Annotated in this window: 14 protein-coding genes; 2 read left to right on the plus strand and 12 right to left on the minus strand. The window is 62.6% G+C overall.

Going from position 1 to position 15,255, the window contains the following annotated elements; all coding sequences use genetic code 11:
- The first annotated feature begins 158 nt into the window (after positions 1-158).
- Positions 159-1,835: a formate--tetrahydrofolate ligase gene (locus tag DL899_RS07260; protein ID WP_111733365.1), complete on the plus strand. Its 1,677-nt coding sequence runs from the start codon at positions 159-161 to the stop codon at positions 1,833-1,835.
- A gap of 78 nt (positions 1,836-1,913) precedes the next feature.
- A complete protein-coding gene (gene folD, locus DL899_RS07265) occupies positions 1,914-2,816 on the plus strand; it encodes a bifunctional methylenetetrahydrofolate dehydrogenase/methenyltetrahydrofolate cyclohydrolase FolD (protein WP_111733367.1) in 903 nt (300 codons plus the stop codon).
- 10 nt (positions 2,817-2,826) lie between these two features.
- On the opposite strand, the gene DL899_RS07270 is transcribed toward folD, so the two are convergent.
- The 12 genes from DL899_RS07270 to cpaB form a co-directional block, all read right to left on the minus strand.
- Positions 2,827-3,252, minus strand: a complete 426-nt coding sequence (locus DL899_RS07270; RefSeq protein ID WP_111733369.1) for a PaaI family thioesterase — start codon at positions 3,250-3,252, stop codon at positions 2,827-2,829.
- A gap of 268 nt (positions 3,253-3,520) precedes the next feature.
- A complete protein-coding gene (locus DL899_RS07275; protein WP_111733370.1) occupies positions 3,521-4,831 on the minus strand; it encodes an ATPase in 1,311 nt (436 codons plus the stop codon).
- Positions 4,832-4,945: 114 nt separating this feature from the next.
- Positions 4,946-5,440, minus strand: coding sequence for a prepilin peptidase (locus DL899_RS07280; RefSeq protein WP_204355267.1), 495 nt, complete (start codon positions 5,438-5,440; stop codon positions 4,946-4,948).
- Between the two features lie 5 nt (positions 5,441-5,445).
- Complete coding sequence (locus DL899_RS07285; protein ID WP_111733372.1) at positions 5,446-6,303, minus strand: tetratricopeptide repeat protein; 858 nt, start codon at positions 6,301-6,303, stop codon at positions 5,446-5,448.
- A 29-nt stretch (positions 6,304-6,332) separates the two neighbouring features.
- The gene (locus tag DL899_RS07290) at positions 6,333-6,881 is read right to left on the minus strand and encodes a tetratricopeptide repeat protein (RefSeq protein WP_111733374.1); all 549 of its coding nucleotides are present in this window, start codon (positions 6,879-6,881) and stop codon (positions 6,333-6,335) included.
- Positions 6,882-6,908: 27 nt separating this feature from the next.
- Positions 6,909-7,892 (minus strand): type II secretion system F family protein, encoded by a 984-nt coding sequence (locus DL899_RS07295; protein WP_111733375.1) that lies wholly within the window; start codon positions 7,890-7,892, stop codon positions 6,909-6,911.
- A 10-nt stretch (positions 7,893-7,902) separates the two neighbouring features.
- A complete protein-coding gene (locus tag DL899_RS07300; RefSeq protein WP_111733376.1) occupies positions 7,903-8,871 on the minus strand; it encodes a type II secretion system F family protein in 969 nt (322 codons plus the stop codon).
- Between the two features lie 5 nt (positions 8,872-8,876).
- Positions 8,877-10,313, minus strand: coding sequence for a TadA family conjugal transfer-associated ATPase (locus tag DL899_RS07305; protein WP_111733378.1), 1,437 nt, complete (start codon positions 10,311-10,313; stop codon positions 8,877-8,879).
- Between the two features lie 14 nt (positions 10,314-10,327).
- Positions 10,328-11,566 (minus strand): CpaE/TadZ family protein, encoded by a 1,239-nt coding sequence (locus DL899_RS07310; RefSeq protein ID WP_111733571.1) that lies wholly within the window; start codon positions 11,564-11,566, stop codon positions 10,328-10,330.
- A 259-nt stretch (positions 11,567-11,825) separates the two neighbouring features.
- Positions 11,826-12,482 carry an OmpA family protein gene (locus DL899_RS07315; protein WP_111733380.1) on the minus strand — a complete coding sequence of 219 codons (657 nt, stop codon included), beginning with the start codon at positions 12,480-12,482 and terminating at the stop codon, positions 11,826-11,828.
- A 16-nt stretch (positions 12,483-12,498) separates the two neighbouring features.
- A complete protein-coding gene (locus DL899_RS07320; RefSeq protein ID WP_111733382.1) occupies positions 12,499-13,920 on the minus strand; it encodes a type II and III secretion system protein family protein in 1,422 nt (473 codons plus the stop codon).
- Positions 13,921-14,181: 261 nt separating this feature from the next.
- Complete coding sequence (gene cpaB / locus DL899_RS07325) at positions 14,182-15,045, minus strand: Flp pilus assembly protein CpaB (protein ID WP_111733384.1); 864 nt, start codon at positions 15,043-15,045, stop codon at positions 14,182-14,184.
- Positions 15,046-15,255: the final 210 nt, after the last annotated feature.

Genomic DNA, 15,255 nt, shown 5'->3' on the forward strand with positions numbered 1-15,255 from the left:
CGCGATCAGATTCGGGGGTTTCACATCGGAAACCCCCGAATCCCGTAATCGCCGCAACAAACGCCGGTAATGTCGTATTCGCGGTACGGCGTTTGCGTTGGACCGGTTAATCAACTGCCCGAGGGATTCTGCCCGATGTGGACAGCAGAGGATTAACCATGAGCTACAAGACCGATATTGAGATCGCCCGCGAAGCCAGCAAGAAACCGATCCAGGAGATCGGTGACAAGCTGGGCATTCCGACAGATCACCTGCTGCCCTATGGTCACGACAAGGCCAAGGTCAGCCAGGATTTCATCAACTCTGTTCAGGGCAACAAGAACGGCAAGCTGATCCTTGTCACTGCGATCAACCCCACGCCCGCGGGCGAGGGCAAGACCACCACCACGGTGGGCCTGGGTGACGGGCTGAACCGGATCGGCAAGAAGGCCACGATCTGTATCCGCGAGGCATCGCTTGGCCCCAACTTCGGCATGAAGGGCGGCGCCGCGGGCGGCGGCTATGCCCAGGTTGTGCCGATGGAGGATATGAACCTTCACTTCACCGGCGATTTCCATGCCATCACCAGTGCGCATTCGCTGCTGTCGGCGATGATCGACAACCACATCTACTGGGGCAACAGCCAGGAAATCGACGTGCGCCGGGTGGTCTGGCGTCGGGTGGTCGACATGAACGACCGCGCGCTGCGGCAGATCAACGTGTCGCTGGGCGGCGTCGCCAACGGGTTTCCGCGCGAGGGTGGGTACGACATCACCGTCGCGTCCGAGGTGATGGCGATCCTGTGCCTTGCCATGGACCTCAAGGATCTCGAACGCCGGCTCGGCGACATGATCGTGGCCTACCGGCGCGACCGCAGCCCGGTATATTGCCGCGACATCAAGGCCGAGGGCGCGATGACCGTCCTGCTCAAGGACGCGATGCAGCCCAACTTGGTGCAGACGCTGGAAAACAACCCCGCCTTCGTGCATGGCGGCCCGTTCGCCAACATCGCCCATGGCTGCAACTCGGTCATCGCCACCACGACCGCGCTGAAGATCAGCGACTACGTTGTGACCGAGGCCGGCTTTGGCGCCGACCTGGGGGCGGAAAAGTTCATGAACATCAAGTGCCGCAAGGCCGGTCTGGCACCCGATTGCGTGGTGCTGGTCGCCACGGTGCGGGCGATGAAGATGAACGGCGGCGTCGCCAAGGAGGACCTGGGCGAAGAGAGTGTCGAGGCGGTGAAGAAGGGCTGCGCCAACCTCGGCCGCCATATCGGCAACCTCAAGAGCTTTGGCGTGCCGGTGGTCGTGGCGATCAACCACTTCGTCAAGGACACCGACGCCGAAATCCAGGCCGTCATCGACTATGCCGCCAGCCAGGGCAGCGGGGCGATCGTCAGCCGCCACTGGGCCGATGGCGGTGCGGGCGCCGAGGACCTGGCACGCCGCGTGGCCGAGATCGCCGACAGCGGCGCCAGCCAGTTCGCGCCGCTCTATCCCGACAGCATGCCGCTGTTCGAAAAGATCGAAGCCATCGCCAAGCGCATCTATCGCGCTGACGAGGTGCTGGCCGACAAGAAGATCCGCGACCAGCTGCGCCTGTGGGAAGAACAGGGATACGGCGACCTGCCGGTCTGCATGGCCAAGACGCAATACAGCTTTTCCACCGACCCCAACCTGCGCGGTGCGCCGACCGGGCATTCCGTCCCGGTGCGCGAGGTCCGGCTGAGCGCCGGCGCCGGGTTCGTGGTGGTGGTTTGCGGCGAGGTCATGACCATGCCGGGCCTGCCCAGAAAACCGTCGGCCGAGAATATCCGGCTGAACGACGCGGGCCAGATCGAAGGCTTGTTCTGAGGAACGGTGGATACGAACCCCACCCTGCGCGTAAGGTGCGGGGTGGGGTCCCACCCCACCATTTTGCAAGGAAGAGACATGACGGCCAAGATCATTGACGGGAAAGCCTTTGCCGCGACCGTTCGGGAAAAAGTGGCGTCGCACGTTGCAAGGCTGAAAGAAGAGCATGGTATTACCCCCGGCCTGGCGGTGGTGCTGGTGGGCGAAGACCCCGCCAGCCAGGTCTACGTGCGATCGAAGGGCAAGCAGACCATCGAGACGGGGATGAATTCCTATGAGCACAAGCTTGACGCCGACACCTCAGAGGCCGATCTGCTGGCGCTGATCGAGAAACTCAACACCGATCCGGCCGTTCACGGCATCCTGGTGCAGCTGCCGCTGCCCGGCCACCTTGACGAAGACCTGGTGATTAACGCGATCAATCCCGAAAGGGATGTCGACGGCTTTCACATCTCCAATGTCGGTCTGCTGGCGACCGGGCAGAAAAGCATGGTGCCCTGCACCCCGCTGGGCTGCCTGATGATGCTGCGCGACCATCACGGCAGCCTGTCGGGCATGAACGCGGTGGTGATCGGGCGGTCGAACATCGTTGGCAAGCCGATGGCGCAGCTGCTGCTGCGCGACAGCTGCACCGTGACGATTGCGCACAGCCGCACCCGTGACCTGCCCGACGTGGTACGCCGCGCTGATATCGTGGTCGCCGCCGTGGGCCGGCCGGAAATGGTGCCGGGCGACTGGATCGGCGAAGGCGCAACCGTGATCGACGTCGGCATCAACCGCATCGACGCGTCCGAAAGGGGCGAGGGCAAGACCCGCCTCGTGGGCGACGTGCATTTCGAAAGCGCGGCAGCGCGGGCAGGGGCGATCACGCCGGTGCCCGGCGGTGTCGGGCCGATGACCATCGCGTGCCTGCTGGCCAACACGGTGACCGCCTGCTGCCGCGCGAACGGGTTGGCGGAGCCCGAGGGCCTGACCGCCTGAGAGGCGCTGTTCAGCCCTTTGGTATGACCGGCACCATCGTGCCGGTCAGCAGGGCGATATGCGCCTCGGCCCCTTCCCGGACGGCAAAGACATCCGCCTGAACCACCACCAGCCGCCGCCCCGGCCGGATCACCCGGCCACGGGTGATCAGCACGTCGCCGGCGCCGGGGGCGAGCAGGTTGATCTTCATCTCGGCGGTCAGAACCTCGTGATCCTCGGCCATGGTACTGAGCGCGGCATACCCCGCCGCGCTGTCGCCGATGGCAAAGGTCAGCCCGGCATGGGCAAAGCCATGCTGCTGGCGGCTGGATGGCAGGATCGGCGCGGTGATTTCTACCTCGCCCGGCGCGACCCTGACCAGCCTGGCCCCCAGCGTTTCCATCATCGCCTGGGCGGCAAAGCTGTCGCGTATCTTTTTCTCGACGGCAGGTGTCATGTGGATCGCCCCTTTGGATGGGATGAATTAAGGCACAACCGGGGTGGTCTGGGCAAGTCGCCAGCACAGGCGCGGCGCCCAATGGTAAGCGTGGCCGGCAACGTCTCAAGCGGCCGGGCAGCGCAGTCATACCGCCAGCGCGGGCGGGAAAGCGCCCCGCGCGCAACAGACTGCGGCTGTTTTGGGTGCTGAAACGGCGGCTGAAAACCCGAGGCCCCGGGTCAGCCCGGGGCGCGGGTGGGATGACAGCGGATCGGCGTGGCCGCCATCAGTGCGCGATCGCCTCATCGCGCACGAACATGTTGGCCCAGGCCCGGTCGATCAGGTCGGGCGTCATCTGATAGGGGATGCCTTCGAAATCGCAGATCGAGATCATCTGGTCGATCAGGAATATCGGCTGGTAGTTGGCATAGACGTTTTTGATCGTGGGGTACTTTTTCTTGAGCAGGTGTAGCAGCGCCGCCTCGTCCAGCGGCATGCCCCGCTTTTTCGCCACCATGGCAAAGATTTTCAGGAAATCTGCCTGGCTGGGGCCGTCGATCTTGATCTTGAAAAAGATCCGCCGCAGCGCCGCGTTGTCGAAAATCTCGTTGGGGTGAAAGTTGGTGGAAAAGATCACCAGCGTATCGAACGGCACCTCGAACTTTTCGCCCGATTGCAGGGCCAGGATGTCTTTTGATTCCTCCAGCGGCACGATCCAGCGATTGACCAGCGCCTGCGGCGGTTCCTGCTGGCGGCCAAGGTCGTCGACGATAAAGATGCCGCCGGTTGATTTCAACTGCAACGGCGCCTGGTAGGTGCGCGCGGTGGGGTTGTAGACCAGATCGAGCATCGACAGTGACAACTCGCCACCGGTGATCACGGTCGGCCGCTCGCAGCGCACATAGCGGGTGTCGAAGGTACGGCGCCGGCGCAGGCTGTTGGGGTCGTCGCGTTCGACCTCGGCCTTGGAATGCACGATGGGGTCATAGACGGTGATGACCTGGCCGGAATACTCGATCGCGCGGGGGACATAGATCTTGTCGCCCATCGCGTCGCGGATGCCGTTCGAAATCGAGGATTTGCCGTTGCCGGGGGGGCCGTACATCAGGATCGACCGTCCCGCCGACACCGCCGGCCCGAGATGGTCGAGCAGGCTGTCGGGCAGAACCAGGTGTCCCATCGCCTGCACCAGCTCTTGGCGCGTGATCTGGATGTTGCGGATCGACTGGCGCTTGACCTGCTCGCCATAGGCCTGCAGCGGCACCGGCATGGCGCCGAAATACTCCGACTGGCTGAGCGCGTCGAGCGCGCGCGCCTTGCCGCTGTCGGTCAGCTGATAGCCCATCTCGTCGCCGGCATTGGCGTTCAGGGTGCCCGTGGCCTCCAGCAGCGTCTGACTGCGGGCCATGTCGACCAGTTCCTGCGTCACCGCGCGCGGCAGGCACAGGGCCTCGGCCAGTTCGCTGACCATGTCGATGTTCTTGCGGAACATCGTCTTGATCATGATGTCGCGCATCATCACGATCGGCAATTGCATCTCTTCGATCCGGTTGGGCGGCGGCGGCGGCTGTACGCCCTGAGTGGCCTGCATGTTCATAGGTGCTTGCCCCTGTTATTGCTGCGATACCGGCGCATTGCCGGGCCAAAGCCAATATCGCGTGAAAACGTGCCGAAAATATGGTCCGTGGCGGGCGCGGGCAGGGCGAGGGCGTTAGCCCGTAGCCCCGAGCGCCAGATAGATCACCAATGTGCCGCCCAGGGCGAAACCCATCGGGAATTTTCGGCCGCGGTCCCAGCTTGTCCAGTTCGGTGCCAGCCGGCGCAGCGGGGAATACTTGGCCAGGCGATGGCTGACATAGGCGGCCAGCAGGCAGGCGGCGAAGATCAGGCAAAGCGGTGCGATGTCGCCGGGGTCGAGGAACGGCGCGGCGGCGGCGATGAACTTGGAATCGCCCGCGCCCATCAGCCCCACCATGTTGGCCATAAACGTCACGACCAGCACCACCACCATGGTCACCAGCCGCCAAGGATATTCCGCCAGCGGCAGCGCGATCAGCCCGACCAAGACAAACACCGCCGCCATTGCCAGCACCGCCACGTTGGGTATGCGCATCGCGCTGAGGTCGCTCCACATTACCCACAGGCAGAGCGGTGTCAGGAAGGGCAGGAACCAGAGCGCCTCTGCCGGGGTGATCTGCAGGTCCATGCGGATCAGTTGCTCACGTTTTCCTCGAGCGCGCGAAGCGACCGAACAGCCGCCTCGAAATGCTGCGGGTGGGTGTCAATGGCGTCACGCAACAGCCCCTTGCCGATGGTCGTGTCGCCCTGCTTGATCGCCGACAGCGCCAGCGTATAGAGCAGCTGCGCGCGTTCGGTCTGCGTTACCGGGATCACGGGCATGGCATAGTTCTGCTGTGCCCCGCGCGCCAGCATCAGGTTGTTCTTGGCGGTGAACAGGGAACCATCCTGCCGGACGGCGTCTGAAAACAGGCGCTCTGCCTCGGGGAATTCGCCCCGCGTCAACTTGGAATACCCCCAGTTGTTCAGCACCCCTGCCGGCCGGGTGGTCAGGCCGACGGCAATTTCATAGAAACTGTCGGCTTTTTTCCATTCCTGGTTGCTGTCGGCGACCATTGCCTCCAGCCGGTAACGCTTGAAGCTTTCAAAGGTGGGCGGAACGGTATCCAGCACCGCCTCGGCGCGTTCCCAGTCATTGTTGCGGATCAGCGCGTCAGCGTAATCGACGCGGTCGTCATCCGTTGCCTCGGGGTGGTCGGTGACCGTCTTCCATGCCGTGACCGCCTCGGTAAAGCGCCTGGCGCGCACCAGCGATTTCGCCAGCCCGCGCTGCAGGTCGATCCGGTCGGGGTTCTGGCCGATGCTGCGCTGAAAGTAGGAAACCGCCTCTTCGGGGTCGGCCACGGTCAGCATGACATCGTTGAGGTTGTTGCCGTCCACGGCGTTGACACCCTGAAAGGCGCGGTCGACATCGGCATTCGGCGCGGTTTCGCATCCCGCCAATGCCAATGCGCCCGCGGCGCACAAGCCGGTAAGAAGAAGGTGGCGCATTTTTGCGTCCTTTTGCTGCTCTTGCCCCGTTATGGTATCTTGCGGATCAGATAGTCGTTACTGCCCCGCCGCACCAATTTATAGGACTGGTCCTCGGGAACATCATAATCCGGTTTTTCAACTTTTTCGAGTGCCAACCGCAGATTGTCGCGGATTGAGTCACTTTCGCCATTGTCGAGCGCGTAGGCGCGGCGGAAAACCTGTGCGGCTTCGGCCGTTTCGCCCCGTTCCATCAGCGCGACGCCCAGATTGTTCCAGACCTCCGGCGCGTGCTCGTCCTTGTCGATGGCCTTTCGCAGCAGCCGTTCCGCAGTGTGGACCCGCCCCAGCTTTAGATTGGCAGAGCCGATCCCGGCAAGGATTTCGGCGGTCATGCCGTGGTTGAGCGCGGCGCGCGAATAGGCGTCGATCGCCAGTTCGTATTCGCCCGCATCCATCAGCCGGTGCCCGACGAGCAGGCCATCCACGGCCTCGCCATTGGGGGCAAGGCCCGGTGCATAGGGGGTGTCATGGGTAACACCCCCGTCGCAAGCGACGAGGGCCAGACATGTCAGCAAAACCGCCCCTGCCCGTATCATTGCTGCCCCGCCTTTTCGGCGTTTTGTCTATTGCGAGCCCATCGCGACCAGTTCCATGATGCCCAGAACCGACGGACCCACAAGGATTATCAGTAGTGGGGGCACTGTAAGCATCATCGTGGCCAATGTCATCTTGGTCGGCAGCTTGTTGGCCTTTTCCTCGGCGCGCATGACCCGTTTGTCACGCATTTCGCCGGCATAGATGCGCAGCGCGTCACCGATCGAGGTGCCAAAGGTCTGCGACTGGATCAGCACGGTGACAAAGCTGGAAATGTCCTGCACACCGCAGCGTTCGGCCATGTCATTGAGCACCGAGGGCTTGTCGCGTCCGGCCTTCATCTGCTGCGAGACGATCTCGTACTCTTCCGCCAGGGCGGGGAAGGAAACGCGGATTTCGTGCGAGACCCGGATGATGGCCTGATCCATCGACTGGCCCGCCTCGACACAGGTCAGCATCATGTCCAGGCTGTCCGGAAATCCCTCTTCGATTTCCTGCTGGCGCTGCTGCTGACGCTTGGTGACCCAGTATTTGGGAAGCATGTAGCCGGCGCCGCCGGGGCCGAGGATATAAAGCAGCATCTGCTGGGTGGTCGATCCCTCGCCCGATTTGAAGATCAGGAAATAGGCGACACCCAGCACCAGGCCGAGAATGCCCAGTGCGAACTGCGCAAAGTGGAAATAGCGCACCGCGTCGCGGTTGCGATAACCCGCCTGCATCAGTGTCAGCCGCATCTGGCTGAGCTGTTTTTCATCCTTGGGTTCAAGGAAGTTGGCGTATTTGTCCAGCTTGTCATTGTGGCCCTTGGCGCGCAGCTTTTGCTTGTTGTGCGATTCAGGCTGGCCGCTGGCGGTGGCTTTTTTCAGCTTGTCGATCGGGTCGCGCGACTGGCTGATCATGATGGGGATGGTGACCAGAACCAGGACCACCCCCAACGTGCCCACCAGGATGAGCGGCCCGAAAGGACCGAGCGAGCCGGTTAGCGTGCCGTATATGTTACTGAAGAATTCCATGTTGCGTGCCTCAGACCTTGATGTTCACCAGTGAGCGCATGACAAAGATGTTTGCCACCAGGAACCCGCCCACAGCTAGGCAGGCCGGAATGAACAAGGGATGGTTCATCGCGTCGTCGTAATAGTCGGGCTTGATCATCTGGATGCCGACCAGCGCCAGGATCGGAAAGGCGGACAGGAAATTGCCTGACCATTTCGCCTCGGCCGTGATGGCCTTGACCCGGCGGAACAGGCGGAACCGCGCACGGATCACCTTGGCCAGCCCTTCGAGGATTTCAGCTAGGTTGCCGCCGGACTGCTGCTGGATGGTCACCGCCACCGCAAGGAAACGCAGATCCTGCATGTCCAGCCGTTCGGCCATGTCCTTGAGCGCCTCCCCCACATCGCGGCCATAGGCGCTTTCGTCGGCAATGATACCGAATTCGGTGGCCAACGGGTCGGCGACCTCGTCGGCGACGATGGAAATGGCTGAGGAAAACGGATGTCCCACCCGCAGGCTACGCACCATCAGTTCGATCGCGTCCGGCAGCTGTTCTTCCATCAGTTTCATGCGCTTGGCCGCTTTGGCGTTGATCCAGACGAACACCCCGGCGATGCCGATGCCGAGCGATACCGCGGCGCGTATTGCAATGTCGGTGTCTGTGCCCACCGTTAGCAAGGCGAAGGCCAGCACAGAAACCCCGCCCATCAGCATGATCAGCTGTTTGGGGGTGAATGCGATCGCCGCCTTTTGCGCCTTAGACGACAGGATCGAATAGATCGGGATGTTGCGGGCCTTTAGGTGCTGCGTCATTTCCTTGCGCAGCTTTTCCATCACCTCTTCCCGGTTGCCCGACTTGTCGAGCATGTCCAGACGGCGGTTTACACGGCTGTTGAGGCTGATCGATTTGCCGAAAACGGTCAGGTAGATGCCTTCGACCAGCGCCAGGACACCGGCAAAGATTAGCACATAGATGATCGGCTCGAGTGAAATGCCCATGATGTCTACCCCGTGACCGGTTCATAGATGCTGGGCGGCAGGTCATAGCCCCACAGCCGGAAGCGTTCGGTAAAGTTCGAGCGGACACCGGTGCCGGTATAGTGACCGACGATCTTGTTGTCCGGCGAAAGCCCGGTGCGCTGAAAGCGAAAGACTTCCTGCATGGAAATCACGTCGCCTTCCATCCCGGTGATCTCGGTGATCGAGACCATCCGCCGCGAACCATCCTGCAGACGCGAGGCCTGCACGATCAGGTTCACCGCGCTGGCGATCTGGCTGCGCATCGCCTTGAGCGGCATCTCGATGCCGGCCATGGCGATCATGTTTTCCAGTCGGCTGATGGCGTCGCGTGCGTTGTTGGCGTGGATCGTTGTCATCGATCCGTCATGGCCGGTATTCATGGCCTGCAGCATGTCGATCACCTCTTCGCCGCGGGTCTCGCCCACAATGATCCGGTCGGGGCGCATCCTGAGCGCGTTCTTCAGACAGTCGCGCGGACTGACCTCGCCCTTGCCCTCGACGTTGGGCGGGCGGCTTTCCATTCGGCCGACATGGGTCTGTTGCAGCTGCAGTTCGGCGGTGTCCTCGATCGTCAGGATGCGCTCGGCATTGTCGATGAAGCCGGACAGCGCGTTCAGCGTGGTGGTTTTACCCGAACCGGTACCGCCCGAGACGATGATATTCAGCCGGGTTGCGACCGCCGCCTCGAGATAGGCCGCCATTTCCTCGGAAAAGGCGCCGAAACTGATCAGGTCGTCGATGCCCAGCTTGTCCTTCTTGAACTTACGGATCGACACCAGGCTGCCATCGACGGCAATCGGCGGCACCATCGCGTTGAAACGAGAGCCATCGGCAAGGCGCGCGTCGACATACGGGTTGGATTCGTCCACCCGCCTGCCGACGGCGGAGACGATCTTGTCGATGATACGCAAGAGGTGCTTTTCATCCTTGAAGGTGACGTCGCTGAGTTCCAGCTTGCCGTCGCGTTCGACGAAAATCTGCTGCGGGCCGTTCACGAGGATGTCGTTGATGGTGTCATCCTTGAGCAGGGTTTCAAGCGGGCCAAGCCCCTTGACCTCGTCATAGAGTTCCTGCGTCAGGGTGGCGCGATCCTCGCGGTTGAGGACGATACCCTTTTCCTCCAGCACCTCCGACGCGATAGAGCTGATCTCTTGCCGCAGGTCGGCTTCGGTGGCGGTGTCGAGCGCGGCAAGGTTGAGGTTGTCCAGCAGCGAACGGTGCAGGTCCAGCTTGATCTCGGCCATCCGCTCCTTGCGCTTACGTTCCTTGTCGGCAGGGCGGGGCGCAGCCGGTTGGGGCGCGCGCCGCAGCGATGGCTTCGGTGCCGGATCGGCACTGGGTGCGATCTTCGGCTCGGGCGGTTTCTCAGCCTTGACGGGCTTGGCCGCGGCGGTCGCGGTCTTCTTGTATCGGGAAAACATCGCTCAGATCCTTTTTACGCCGCTTCTTCGGCGTCGGCCTTGCCTATCTCGTGCAGAGAGGCCGCAAGCTTCGCGATCTCCTTGCGCAGCGGGTTCTTGGCGGCGGCGCTGGCCAGCGGTGCACCGTGATCCCCGGCCTGGGTAACGACCCGACCGCCATCGGGCAGCTGCACCTCGATGTTGATTTCCAGGCTCTCGGCCAGCCGCTTGACGCGGCCCTTGCCGTTGAGGTCAGTGAACTTGGGCGCGCGGTTGAGACAATAGCGCAGCTTTTCCAGCGGCAGGTCCTCTGCCTTGAGTGCACGCTTGAGCCGCAGCGCGTTCTGGGCCGAACGCATGTCGAGTTCCAGCGTGACGAAATATATCTGCGCTTCGCACAGCACGGTCTCGGTCCACTGAACCAGCGCGCCGGGCATGTCGACGATCACGTAGTCGAACTTGCTGCGCGCGAATTCCAGGACACGGCCCACATCCTCGGGCGTGATCATGTCGAGCGGCAGCATCTCGGACGGTGCGGTCAGAACCCAGAGCTTCTCCTCGTAAGGGGTCAGCGACTGTTTGAAGATGTCCTCGTCCATCGATTCGGTGTCCGACCACATCTCGAACACGGCCTCGCGGCGGGGCAGGTCGAGGTATGTGGCGGTGGTGCCGGTTTGCAGGCCAAGGTCCAGCAGGCAGACGCGCGGCGGGTTCGTCTTGTCGACGGTCGCCAGTTCCCAGGCCAGGTTCACAGCCAGGGTTGTGGCGCCGGTGCCCCCGGCAAGACCCTGGACAGCCAGCAGAACGCCGTCGCCCGGGGCGTTGCCGGCGGCAAAGGGTGTGCCTTCGATAGCGGCGACCGCGTCGCGCCGCCGGATGCGCTGGATCGCGGCTTCCAGTTCGCCTTCGGGCAGGGGGTAGGGTACGAATTCGTCCGCCCCCTGGCGCAGGAGCTGATGCAATACGGCGGGACTGACATCTTCGGCGATAAGGATCACGCGGATACCGCGCGACGCCGCCAGGGAAATGATTTCGCTGAGCAGCGGCAGGTCGTCCTCGTCCGAATCATCGATGGCTATGGCGGCGAATTCGAGATCGTTCGCTTCGGGCTGACCGAAGTATGCCAGCGCTTCGTTGATGTTGAGATCGCCCCACGCTTCACCCAGGGCGGCCTCCATATCCTCTATCAGCAAGTCAAAATTCTGCACGTCACGGCTGACCGTGCAGGCGATCAGCCGGCCTTGTCCGTCCTGGTTGCTATCACTACTCGTCATCTCGGTTTCCATTCGTCAATGTGCATGGGCGGTGGTGGCCGAACGGCTGTTTTGCCGCCCTATGCACGCAGTCTCTGCACGGGGAAATGCACTCTTACTTGGCTAAAACTCCCCTATAAACAGGGCAACATTGGGGCCAAAAAACCGTAATTGTGCGGAACCTTGAGACAAAGAAACCCGCCCTCGAGGGGCGGGTTTTTCAGTTCGCCCGGCACTTGCCGGACAGGGAGAAAGATGTATTCGCGTCCCTTTTCCGGGTTTATTCCTCGCCGCCGGCCTCTTGCTGGACCAGTTTCAGCGTGCTGGCTGGCTCGGCGCTCTTGATGTACTCGCGATAGACCACCTCGGCGTATTTGCCGTCCATGATCAGCGGGTGCGACTGAACGAAACCCGAAACTTCGGTAACTGTGCGGCGGTTGCGGCGCTCGCGCCCTTCGGTCACCACCAGGGGCTGCGTCTCACCGTAGGATGCGACGGCTTCCAACCGCGAGCGGCTGATCCCGTGGCGCACCAGGAAGTTGACCACCGTCCGCGCCCGCTGCAGGCCGAGTCGCTGGTTGTAGGCGGCCGATCCCACCGCGTCGGTGTGGCCGTATACGCGGAACCGGACCTCGGGATACTGGCGAATGAAATGCGCCTGCTGCATCAGGGCTGTCTGCGCCTGGGCGTCCAGCACCGCCGAATCGAAGGCGAAATTCACCATGCTGGGCACCTTGTTGGCGAACTTGTGCGCCAGGTCGATGGCATAGCTTTTTTCGCCACTCATGATCTGGGTGTTGTTCATGGTCGCCTCACCCAACGTCGGCCCGTCGGTCAGAACGCCGGCCTGACCGTTATGAAAGCCGACGCTTTCGCCGGGCTGGGTGGTGCAGGCGCCTAGCGCCACAAGGCCGAAAACGGCGGCAAGTTGTTTCATGTCGGCACCCGTTCCCTCAATCCATCACATAGCCGTAGGAGCCTTCAAAATCCTGCCGGGCGACTTCGCCGGCGGGGGTCTGGCTCTCTTGTGCATCTGCCGCGACCCGCCCGTGCAGGAACAGCTCCGACTCGGTCGGTGGGCGGATCCTGTCGGTCGGCAGGATCAGCGCCTCGCCGGAGGTCGGCATCACCAGATGCGCCGAAACGATGATCACCAGTTCGGTCTGCGAACGCTGGTAATCGGCGCTGCGGAACAGCGCGCCCAGAACCGGCACGTCGCCCAGCCACGGAACCTGGCCGTTGGTGTCGCGGAAATCGTCCTGCAGCAACCCGGCGATGGCAAAGCTCTGCCCGTCGCGCATTGCCACCGTGGTCGAAGTATCCCGCCGGCGGAAGGCATTGATCGTCAGCCCGTTCGCGACCAGCGAGTTGGCCGAGTCGATCGACGATACCGCTGCCGCCATTTCCAGGTTGATCACGCCATCGTCCACGACCCGCGGGGTAAAGTCCAGCTCGACCCCGAAGCGTTTGAATTCGATGGTGGTGGTGCCGTTGTCCTGCGCCACCGGAATAGGAAATTCGCCGCCCGCCAGAAACGTCGCCTCCTGCCCCGAAAGGGCGGTCAGGTTCGGTTCGGCAAGGGTGCGTACGACGCCCTTGTTTTCAAGCGCCTCCAGCAGGATGCCGACCTCGACCGAGCCGACGTCGAAACCGAACGCGATGGCGCCGTTGTTCGACTGAACGCTGGGGATGGCGCCGGACAGGGTGTTCAGGACCGATCCTTGCGTGTTGGTGGTGTTGGTGCCGCCGATCACGCCCAGGCCAGAGCTGTTGCGCCCGTCGATCGACAGCGACGATCCCAGCGCCTTGGACACGCTGCGCTGCATCTCGGCGAAACGGACCTTCAGCATCACCTGCTGCTTGCCGGAAACGGACATCAGGTTCGACACCCGTTCGGGCGCGTACCGTTCAGCCAGCTCCAGCGCCCGGTCCATCCTGGTGGTGCTGCTGACGGTGCCCGACAGCACGATGCCGTCATTGGCGGTGCGCACCTCGATGTCCTCGCGCGGCAGGATCTGGCGCAGCCGTTCCTTGAACTCGGTCACATCTGCGCTGACGCGCACATCGACATTGGTGATCAGCCGGCCGGTCGCATCCAGCAGTGTCAGTGTGGTGCGGCCCGGGGTCTTGCCCAGCACATAGATGGTGCGGTCCGACAGGGTCGAGAAATCGGCGATCGCGGGGTTTGCGATGCTCAACTCGGCGAATGGCACGTCGCTTTCGACGACCACGGCCTGGTTCATCGTTATGCTCAGATCCTGCGATGTCCCTTCACGCAGGACGCGCAGCGTTTCCGCTGATGCGGGCGCTGCTATCGGCCCATACGCAAGAACCAACCCGGCAAGGGCAGCCTTGCAAAAACCCAGAATTTTCATGTGACCTGCCTTTCCGATCACGCCTCATTCAGTCGGGTCTTGACGCCCGCCTTTCGAGCGAGAATGTGCCAATTCGAGAAATTTTGCAAGAATCAATGGGTTTCTGGCCGAAATTACAGCGATTTTCACGCGGGCGTTGCGCGAATGAAACCATTTCCCCATCCGGTTTCCGACTGCTCTGCCCGCTGGGCGAGCCGCCGATCCGGGCGCATGAAAAAGGCGGCGCCGCGAACGGCACCGCCTCGAATTCGTTTTTCCGGATCAGTTGGTGCAGGGGATCGGGGTCTCGATCACCTCGGCACCGCGGCGGGTGCGGACGGTGCACACCTCCTTTTTCGCGGGTGCGGCCTCGATAACTTGTGCCTCGATGCCCAGCAGGCTGCGCTGGTCGACCTCGATCGCCTGGGCGACGCTGTCGTCCTCGGCGCCCACCAGTGACAGCGACAGCCGGCCGGTGGATTGCGCCTGCGCCAGCGACGCGACCTGTTGCGGCGTGGCCGAAACGGTCACCGTCCGGGCGATGACCGCCTCGGTGATGTCGGTATTGGCGACCTGATCGACCGCGATCAGCCGTACATTGGTTTCAATCAGCTTGGTGACCCCGCCTGAACCGCGGCCCTCGAGCACGGGCTGCCCAGACTTGCCGGTCCAGTAGACGTCAACCCGGTCGCCCGGGCGCAAAAAGCCCGAAACGCCGCTGGAGACATCGACCTTGATGGCAAAGGCGCGCATGCCCGGTCCCAGCTGCGAGGTGATGCCCGCCTCTTCGCCAGGTTCGGTGACCTTGACGGCAAGGATGGCCTCGTTCCGCTCGATCGCGCGCAGCACCCGGCGCGGTGCAGCGGGACCTTCGGGGAACAGCACCTCTTTGACCTGGAACACCCCTTCGGGCAGCGACATGCGCGGGAACGGCGTCAGGCGCACGTCGTCCATGTCCAGCTTCTGGCCATACTTCAGCGGCTTGGCGGCGACATAAACATCGACAGTGTCGATTCCCGGATCGCGGTTGGCGCGTTCCTGGGCCAGTTCGGCTTGATATTGTTGGATATAGTTCTTGGCCATGAAGACGGCAAATCCGGCCAGACCGATCCCCAGTATCAGTACGAGTCCAAAAACCAAACGCATGGAATATCCTTCCCGATATGCTGCTCGTTTTTTCCGGCACCGAGTAGGCCGGTTTCGCATCGGGCATCCTGCTTCGTCTTTGTGGCGAAATTACGGAACCCAGATGGAGCTTTGCGGGATCTCTCGCTGGTCTTGTTCTCGATTCCGTCGCGGACGTGGGCGACAGGTCTCTCAGTTCCCGATGCTAACCGGTTCGCTCGCGACGCTGGT

This window comes from Roseovarius amoyensis, from assembly GCF_003260265.1.
GTDB classification, from domain to species: Bacteria; Pseudomonadota; Alphaproteobacteria; order Rhodobacterales; family Rhodobacteraceae; genus Roseovarius; species Roseovarius amoyensis.